The sequence below is a fragment of the Kitasatospora sp. NPDC101801 genome (assembly GCF_044766665.1).
Classification (GTDB): Bacteria; Actinomycetota; Actinomycetes; order Streptomycetales; family Streptomycetaceae; genus Kitasatospora.
In genome coordinates this window covers 8021-16566 of sequence record NZ_JBIWML010000072.1, presented here as the reverse complement: position 1 = coordinate 16566, position 8546 = coordinate 8021, and the positions used below count along the sequence as shown (strand labels likewise).

Annotated in this window: 7 protein-coding genes; 4 read left to right on the top strand and 3 right to left on the bottom strand. The window is 72.3% G+C overall.

The genetic code is table 11. The features are described 5' to 3' along the window. Positions 1–175: 175 nt before the first annotated feature. A complete protein-coding gene (glmS, locus tag ACIRPK_RS35995; RefSeq protein WP_403046932.1) occupies positions 176–2002 on the bottom strand; it encodes a glutamine--fructose-6-phosphate transaminase (isomerizing) in 1827 nt (608 codons plus the stop codon). Positions 2003–2045: 43 nt separating this feature from the next. Continuing rightward, positions 2046–2321, bottom strand: coding sequence for a hypothetical protein (locus ACIRPK_RS35990; RefSeq protein WP_057235369.1), 276 nt, complete (start codon positions 2319–2321; stop codon positions 2046–2048). A gap of 301 nt (positions 2322–2622) precedes the next feature. Here ACIRPK_RS35990 and ACIRPK_RS35985 point away from each other — a divergent pair, with 301 nt between their 5' ends. The 3 genes from ACIRPK_RS35985 (at position 2623) to ACIRPK_RS35975 (ending at position 6710) form a co-directional block, all read left to right on the top strand. Beyond that, positions 2623–3732: a hypothetical protein gene (locus tag ACIRPK_RS35985; protein WP_403046928.1), complete on the top strand. Its 1110-nt coding sequence runs from the start codon at positions 2623–2625 to the stop codon at positions 3730–3732. Positions 3733–3794: 62 nt separating this feature from the next. Further along, positions 3795–5234, top strand: coding sequence for a pyridoxal phosphate-dependent decarboxylase family protein (locus tag ACIRPK_RS35980; protein ID WP_403046925.1), 1440 nt, complete (start codon positions 3795–3797; stop codon positions 5232–5234). 96 nt (positions 5235–5330) lie between these two features. After that, complete coding sequence (locus ACIRPK_RS35975; protein ID WP_403046923.1) at positions 5331–6710, top strand: GNAT family N-acetyltransferase; 1380 nt, start codon at positions 5331–5333, stop codon at positions 6708–6710. A gap of 58 nt (positions 6711–6768) precedes the next feature. On the opposite strand, the gene ACIRPK_RS35970 is transcribed toward ACIRPK_RS35975, so the two are convergent. Continuing rightward, complete coding sequence (locus tag ACIRPK_RS35970) at positions 6769–7755, bottom strand: ArsR/SmtB family transcription factor (protein WP_403046920.1); 987 nt, start codon at positions 7753–7755, stop codon at positions 6769–6771. 244 nt (positions 7756–7999) lie between these two features. Here ACIRPK_RS35970 and ACIRPK_RS35965 point away from each other — a divergent pair, with 244 nt between their 5' ends. Continuing rightward, positions 8000–8410, top strand: a complete 411-nt coding sequence (locus tag ACIRPK_RS35965) for a hypothetical protein (RefSeq protein WP_403046917.1) — start codon at positions 8000–8002, stop codon at positions 8408–8410. Positions 8411–8546 lie beyond the last annotated feature (136 nt).

Here is an 8546-nt window from a genome sequence, read left to right as displayed (position 1 = left end):
CCGACCACTGCTCATCAGAAAGATCTCCACGCCCCACACCATGATCATCACAGCGCGAGGACTGGACCGGAACCCCGTTCTAAAACACGGCCTAGGGCCTGTCGTCGAACTCCCGCCTGCCCCACGGCCTCCGGGCGACGACGGGAGTTCGACCACAGGCCCCTAGGCGGAGCGGCTACTCCACGGTGACGCTCTTGGCCAGGTTGCGCGGCTTGTCGACGTCCCGCCCGAGGGCCACCGCTGCGTGGTAGGCGAGCAGTTGGAGCGGGATGTTGAGCAGCAGCGGGTCGAGCTCCGGCTCGCTGCGCGGCACCAGGATGGCGTGGTCGGCCAGCTTGGCGTCCGGGGTCCGGTGGGCGATCGCCAGCACCCGGCCGGCCCGGGCCTTGATCTCGCCGAGCGTGGTGAGGTTCTTGTCGAGCAGCTCGTCGTCCGGCACCAGCGCCACGGTCGGCAGGTCCGGGTTGATCAGCGCGAGCGGGCCGTGCTTGAGCTCGCTGGCGGGGTACGCCTCGGCGTGCACGTAGCTGATCTCCTTGAGCTTCTGCGCACCCTCACGGGCGACCGGGAAGCCCCGGACCCGGCCGATGAACATCATGCCCTCGCTCTGGGCGTACTCGGCGGCCAGCTCGGCGATCTTGTCCTCGTCGGCCAGGATCTCCCGGATCTGGCCGGGCAGCGCCTTCAGGCCCGCGACGATCCGGCGGCCGTCGGCCGGGGAGAGGTCGTGGATCCGGCCGAAGTGCAGGGCGAGCAGCGCGAAGGCGATCACGGTGGAGGTGAACGCCTTGGTAGAGGCGACCGAGATCTCCGGGCCCGCGTGCAGGTAGATGCCCCCGTCGCACTCACGGGCGATCGCGCTGCCGACGGTGTTGACCACCCCGAGCACCCGGCCGCCCTTGCGCTTGATCTCCTGGACGGCGGCCAGCGTGTCGTAGGTCTCGCCGGACTGGCTGACCGCCACGTAGAGGGTGTCGGCCTCGATCACCGGGTTGCGGTAGCGGAACTCGGAGGCGGGCTCGCTGTGCGCGGGGATCCGGGCCAGCTCCTCGATCAGCTGGGCGCCCATCTCGCCGGCGTAGTACGCCGAGCCGCAGCCGAGGATCTTCACCCGGCGGATCTCGCGCAGCTCGCGGGCGTCCAGGTTGAGCCCGCCCAGGTGCGCGGTGGCGAACCGCTCGTCGAGCCGGCCGCTCAGGGTCCGCTCGACCGAGGCGGGCTGCTCGTGGATCTCCTTGAGCAGGAAGTGCTCGTAGCCGGCCGTGTCGTAGGAGTCGATCTCCCAGTCCACGGTCGACGGCTGACGGGTCACCGTGCGGGCGTCCTCGGTGAGGGTGCGGAAACCGTCGGCGCGCACGGTGGCCAGCTCGCCGTCCTCCAGGTGCACCACCTGGCGGGTGTAGCGGACCAGGGCGGCGACGTCCGAGGCGACGAACATCTCCTTCTCGCCCAGGCCGAGCACGATCGGGCTGCCGTTGCGGGCCACCACGATCCGGTCCGGCTGGGTGGCGTCGACCACGGCGATGCCGTACGTGCCGACCACGTGGCCGAGCGCGGCGCGCACCGCGTCCTCCAGCTCCACGCCCTCGCCGACGTGCGCGGCGACCAGGTGCGCCAGCACCTCGGTGTCGGTCTCGGAGCGGAACACCGCACCCTCGGCGGTCAGCTTGGCGCGCAGCTCGTCGGCGTTCTCGATGATGCCGTTGTGCACCACCGCGATCCGCTCGGCGTTGTCCAGGTGCGGGTGCGCGTTGGCGTCGCTCGGCACGCCGTGGGTGGCCCAGCGGGTGTGGCCGATGCCGGTGGTGCCCTTGAACCGCGCGGGCACGGCGGCGGCCAGGTCGGCCACCCGGCCCTTGGTCTTGCACACCTTGAGCGTGCCGGGCTTCCCGATGACGGCCACCCCGGCCGAGTCGTAGCCCCGGTACTCCAGCCGCTGGAGCCCTTCGAGCAGGAACGCGGTGGCGTCCTTGGGACCGATGTAGGCCACGATGCCGCACATGGTGGTACTCCTCTGTCACGTCGTCGGGTGGGACGGGGCGGGCTCAGCCGTAGACGATCCGGCGCAGCTGACGGGTGGACAGCTCGGGCGCCGCGACCCGGCGGGCGGTGAGCTCGCCGGTCAGCCGGTCGAAGATCTTCTCGTTGGTCAGGCCCCGTGCCTGCAGCTCACCGTGGCGGCGGCGGACGTACTCCTCGGTGCTCTCGGAGAAGTACGCCAGCACCTCCGCGATCACCCGCGCGGCCTCGCCGGGCCCCAGCGGGGTGGTCCGGGTCAGGTGCGCGAGCAGGTCTTCGTGAGGGTGTGGTGAGACAGGCACGAGAGGGGAGCCTAGGCGCCGGACGGGCACACTCCAAGAATCCTGCCCGAAATCGGGCAGGGTTTCCCACCATCGGCTCCGGCCGACCGCGATCCGGCCCCGGCGGACCGTCCGTGTCGGTCCTGTGAGAGTGTGTCGGTTCGGTGACCGGGGGGCGCTCTCCTCGTTGACCAGTCGGCCGCTCGGGGAACGGCCGGGCCGACACTTCCCGAATGGCCGTCAGAAACGCTCGCTTTCCGGCGGGCGACGCCAGGATGGGAGACGCAACCGTCCGAAGCGATCCGCCGGGGGAACACCGCACATGCAACCGCGACTCTTCGCGATCATCACCGCCTTCCTGCTGGGCGCGCTCGGACTGGGCGCGGTGGCCGTCACCCAGTGGACCCCGCAGACCACCGTGCAGGCCGCCGCCCCGGCCGGCCAGCCCGTCCCGGCGGCCCAGGTCAGCGGCCCGGCCGCGTCCCCCAGCCCGACCGGCGACCCGGCGGTGTGGACCCGCTCCACCCTGCGCAACAAGCTGATGGCCAAGATGGAGGCCACCGACCCGGGCGTCGCACTGGCCGAGCTGGACGCGATCAGCAAGAAGCTCCCGTACACCGTCCGGTTCTGCCACCCGATCGCGCACGAGCTCGGGCACACCGCGGTGAAGCGCTACCACGCGGACTTCCAGAAGGTCATCTCCTTCCCGCACGAGACCTGCGCGGCGGGCTACCTGCACGGCGCGGTCGAGGAGATGCTGAACGCCTCCACCAACCCGGAGGAGGACCTGCTCAAGCTCTGCGCCCCGGCCAACAAGGGCCCGTGCATCCACGGCGTCGGCCACGGCACGATGTTCGTCGCCAAGCAGGACGTCGCCAAGGCCCGCGCGCTGTGCAACAAGTTCCCCACCGACAGCCGGAAGATCACCTGCTCCGAGGGCCTGTTCATGCAGCTCTTCGGCCCCGACGAGGAGGACGAGAAGGCCAAGGCCAACCTTGACCCGGCCGCCCTCGCCAAGGACCCGCTCTACCCCTGCAAGGACCAGCCCGCGCTGTTCCAGTCCGCCTGCTTCTTCTACGCGCCGACCTTCTACCTGAGCTCGCACGACTACGCGAACCACGAGAACGTCTTCGCCGACGCGCTCAAGTGGTGCCTGAACGGCCAGGCCAGCGGCGGCGCCAACGACTGCAGCCGGGGCGTCGGCTCCCGGACCATGAAGTACAACCTGGACCGCGAGGACTGGGCCGGCAACGTCTGCGCCACCGCCGCGGACTCCTGGCAGCGCAAGGCCTGCACCCAGGGCCTGATGAGCTACTACACCGTCAACTACACCGAGAACGGTGCGGGCGCCCGGCTCTGCTCGAAGATCACCAACAAGGAGATCGCAGGTTACTGCCGCAGCGCGGGTGGCCTCTCCAGCACTCTCGACTAAGGTCTGTACCACCGGGTGCGCCGAGGAAGCCGTGCCTCCATGACCTCCGATGGAGCAGCACCGTGAACGACACCGCCGACGACTTCCGCACCGCCGCCCGGGCCGCCGCCGAGCTGGTCTCCGACTACCTCGACGCGGTACCCGGCCGGCCGGTCTGGCAGCCGATGGACCAGGCCGACCGGCAGGCCCTGCTGGACCTGCCGCTGCCCTCCGACGGCATGCCGCTGGAGGGCCTGCTCGAGGTGATCGGCGGTCAGCTGATGACCGCTCCGATGGGCAACGGCCACCCGCGCTTCTTCGGCTGGGTGAACTCGGCTCCCGCCCCCGCCGGGGTGCTGGCCACCCTGGCCGCCGCCGCGATGAACCCCAGCTCGGCCGGCGGCGACCACGCCGACGTCCACCTGGAGCGGGCCGTGGTCCGCTGGATCGCCGAGCTGGTGGGCTTCCCGCACCCGGCCGGCGGCGGCATCCTCACCTCCGGCACCTCGATGGCCACCATCCTCTGCCTGGCCGCCGCCCGGAACCGGGCCGCCCGCCGGGCCGGGCACGACCTGCGCGCGGACGGCCTGGCCGGGCTGCCGCCGCTGGTCGCGTACGCCACCGCCGAGACCCACTCCTGCGTCCGCAAGGCGGTCGAGCTGCTCGGCCTCGGCAGTCGCCACCTGCGCACCGTCGCCACCGACGCCGAGGGCCGGCTCGACCCGGCCGCACTGGCCGAGGCGGTGGCCGCCGACCGCGCCGCCGGGCTGCTCCCCTTCCTCGCGGTCGCCTCGGCCGGCACCGTCGGCACCGGCGTGGTGGACGCCTTCGACCCGATCGCCGACGTCTGCGCGGCCGAGGGCCTGTGGCTGCACGTGGACGGCGCGTACGGTGCCTTCGGCGTGCTGGACCCGGCCATCGCCGACCAGTACGCCGGGATGGACCGGGCCGACTCGCTCGCCCTGGACCCGCACAAGTGGCTCGGCGTCCCGGTGGACTGCGGCTGCGCGCTGGTCCGCGACACCGACGAGCTGCGCGGGACCTTCAGCCTGGTCCCCTCCTACCTGCGCGACGAGGCGGCCGGGGCGCTCGGCTGGTTCTCCGAGTACGGGATGGAGCAGACCCGCCCGTTCCGTTCGCTCAAGGTCTGGGCCACCATCGCCCACCGCGGCCGGGCCGGACTGACCGCCGACATCGCCCGCTGCACCGAACTGGCCCGGCACTTGGGCGCGCTGGTCGAGGCCGACCCCGAGCTGGAGTTGCTCGCGCCGGTCCGCACCTCGATCGTGGCCTTCCGCTACCTGCCCGCCGACCCGGCGCTGACCGACGCGGTCAACCGCGACCTGCCGGTCGCCGTCCAGCTGGGCGGGCGGGCCTTTGTTACGGGCGCGCTCCTGGACGGACGGGAGATGCTCCGGGCGTGTCTGCTGAACGCGGCCACCACCGAGGCCGACCTCGACCTGCTGTTGTCCGAAGTCCGTGGCGCAGGACGGGAACTGACTGGGCGTCCGACCGGTTCTTGAGCTGAGGGGAGGCAGTTCGGATGCCATCCGCAGACATTTACCAACAGGTCACGGGGGATTCGTGATCGCGAAACACCGGAAGAGCACCATGCTTCCATGGACACCACTTCACAGCCTTCCGCACAGCCTTCCCGCGCCCAGCGCCGCAGCGCCCGCAACCACCGGTGGCGCCGCGACACCACCGAGCTCGCCGCGGTCTTCGTCGCGGTGGCGGCCGCCGACCTGGTCGCCAACACGGTCGTGCACGGCCACGACGGCCCGGTCCTGCTGGTCGCCTCCGCGCTCGCCCTGGTCGCCACGGCGGTGTTCCACGCCTGGTGGGCACACCGCCATCCGCACGGGCCGCCCGGCCCAGACCCGGCCGCACCCCCGGGAACCGAGGCGGCCGAGGTGACCGGACCGCTGCGCGACTTCGAGCAGACCGCGCTCTGGCGGCTGCGCGCCACCGTCTCCGACTCCCCCGGCAGCCTGGCCCGAATCTGCACCGCCCTGGCCGGGCAGCAGGTCAGCATCGTCTCGATGCAGACCCACCCGCTGCCGGTCGGCGCCGTGGACGAGTTCCTGGTCCGCGCCCCGCTGGCGCTCAGCCGGGCCGACCTGGCCCGGGCGGTCGCCACCGGCGGCGGCCTGGACATCTGGACCGAACAGGCCGACGCCCACGACCTGGTGGACGAGCCGACCCACGTCCTCGCGCTGGCCACCCGGACGGCGCTGGACGCCGCCGAGCTGCCGGTCGCGCTGCGCCGGCTGTTCGGCCGGTGCACGATCCGGCAGTTCCCGAACGGCGGCGCCAAGGCGCTGGCGGGCGTCGACGGTCACGTGATGCGGCTGCCGGTCCCCTCCGGCGACCTGATCGAACTCAGCCGCCCGCACCTCCCCTTCACCCCGACCGAGTTCGCCCGGGCCCAGGCCCTGGTCGAGCTTGACTCGCTGCTCGGCCCCCGGGTCCCCAAGGTCGAGGCCCGGCTCACCCTCCCGGCCGGCACCGACCTGACGGTCCGTCGGGCCGACGCCCAGGACAAGGCCGCCGCCCTGGCCATGCACGGCCGGTGCTCCGCGGACGCCCTCCGCAAGCGCTACCACGGCCCGGTCAAGGACGCCGACCGCTACCTCGACCACCTGCTCGACCCCCGCCACGGCCAGACCCTCGCGGTCGAGTCCTCGGACGGCCGGATCGTCGCCCTCGCCCACCTGATGTGGGACGACGACAGCGCGGAGGTCGCCCTGCTGGTCGAGGACGCCTGGCAGCGCTGCGGCCTCGGGTTCGACCTGCTCCGCCGGATGGCAGCCCTCGCCCTGGAAGCCGGCGTCCCCACCGTCTACGCGGTCACCCACGCCTCCAACACCGGCCTGATCTCCACCATGCGCCGCCTCTCCGCCCCGCTCGACTACCAGGTCGAGGACGGCACCCTGGTCATCACCGCCCACCTCTCGGAGGCCACCGAACAGCTCCCGACCCCCTGGCCGTCCCGCTAGGGCCTGTCCGGGCGCCGGGGCCCGCCGCCTGTCTCGCGGGCGGCGCGTGGCGCCGTGGTCAGAACACTTCGAGGGCCCGGGCGGACTGCCGGTAGAGCACCCGGTGGTCGGCCCGGGTCCGGGTGAGCAGGCCGGAACGGAACAGCACGCCGAGATGGTACGAGACGGTGCTGGCGGCGAGCCGGTGGCGTTCGGCCAGTTCGGTGGTGCTCCGCCCGGTGGCCAGGTCGGCCAGCAGCAGGGCCCGGGTCTCGCCCATCAGGTCGCCCGCCGGGGGCCCGGGCGGCCGGTCCGAGCCGGGCAGCGGCAGCGCGGGGTACATCAGGATCGGGGTGCGGCAGTCCCCCCGTTCGTGGAGCGGGTCGACCATCGAGTGCGGCACCTTGCTGAACACCGAGGGCATCAGGGTCAGGGTCGACGGGGCTTCGATCTCGCCGTGGAAGTCGACGGCCATCCGGAGGTGGTCGTCGTGCCAGCTGATCCACGGGTGCAGGGTCCCGAGACCGTTCCCCAGTCCGTGGCGGCCGACCGTCTGAATCCGGTGCGCGATGTCGTTCTCCGCCCGGGCCCGTAGCGACGGCCACCGCGGCGAGACCACCGACTCCCACAGCTGGTGGAGCTCGCCGGCCACCAGCTCGGCGAACGCCTGCTCGCCGCGCTCCATCGCCTCCAGCAGCGGCCGCTGGGCCGCTCCCCCGGCGAGCCGCAGCTCCGTACTGCCGCTGAGCATCAGCGCCAGCTCCGCCGCGATCCGCCCGGGATCGGTGGTGACCACGCCGTGCAACTCCCGCTCCATCGACTCCTGGTGGCTCTGCGGCTCGGGTTGCAGGAAATCCGGCAGATACCGCCAGGATCCGGCGAACAGTGAGTGCAGCAGGACCAGCCGGTGCTCGCGGAGCGCGTCGCGGACCATCGGGCCCCAACCCGTCCGGGAGGGGCGGGCCGGCGGCCGGGTCAGCCACAGGGCGTCCGTGGTGATGTGCAGCGGCGAGATGACGAACCTGGTGTTCGCCAACGTCCGGGCGGTCATGTCGATCCGGAGCACGTCCGTCGTCCTCTCGCGGGTGGTGCGGAGCAGCACACTCGACGTTCGAACGTCATCGAATCATTGGCCGCCGTGGCCCTCGGGGGACTTTGCTGTCTCTGTACCGAGCACTGCGGGCCCGATCGGAAAACAGCTCAACCCGTTCCGCTTCAAGGGCGGTTCGTGCACTCCCCCGCTTCGTGGACCGGCCGCACGGGGGGCCGGTCCCACTCGACCCGGAAAGCGAGCACCCACCATGCGCGTCATGAAGAAGGCGGCCCTTCTGGCCGCCACCGCCGGTCTCCTCGGCACCGGTCTGCTGACCGCCGCGCCGGCCAACGCCCAGCCGTGGGCGGGCCTCATCGTCGAGTCCTGCGACACCAGCCACACCATCAACGGCGACCTGTGCCTCTTCTACAACTCCAACTACCAGGGCTCGAACATCGGCTTCTGGGGCGGCGACGTCCCGGACCTGCACGCCTACCGCTTCCTTACCGCCGGCAACGCCCAGGGCCAGCCCGTGTGGCACGACGCCGGCTCCGACGCCAACTACAACACCGTCCACGGCGCGTGGATCATCGGCGCGGGCGGCAGCAACACCTGGGTGGCGCCGAACACCTCGAACAACCTGGGCGGCAACAGCAAGAACCTTCAGGAGCAGATTGTCTGGGGCTGACCGGAGGCACCCGACCGGCACCCACCGGGCCCGGGGGGGGGGCCCCCCCCCCGCGGGGGGGGGCCCCCCCCCCCCCCCCCCCCCCACCACGGGGGCGCGGGGCCCCACACCGCGCCCCCCCCCCCCCGGCCCCCCC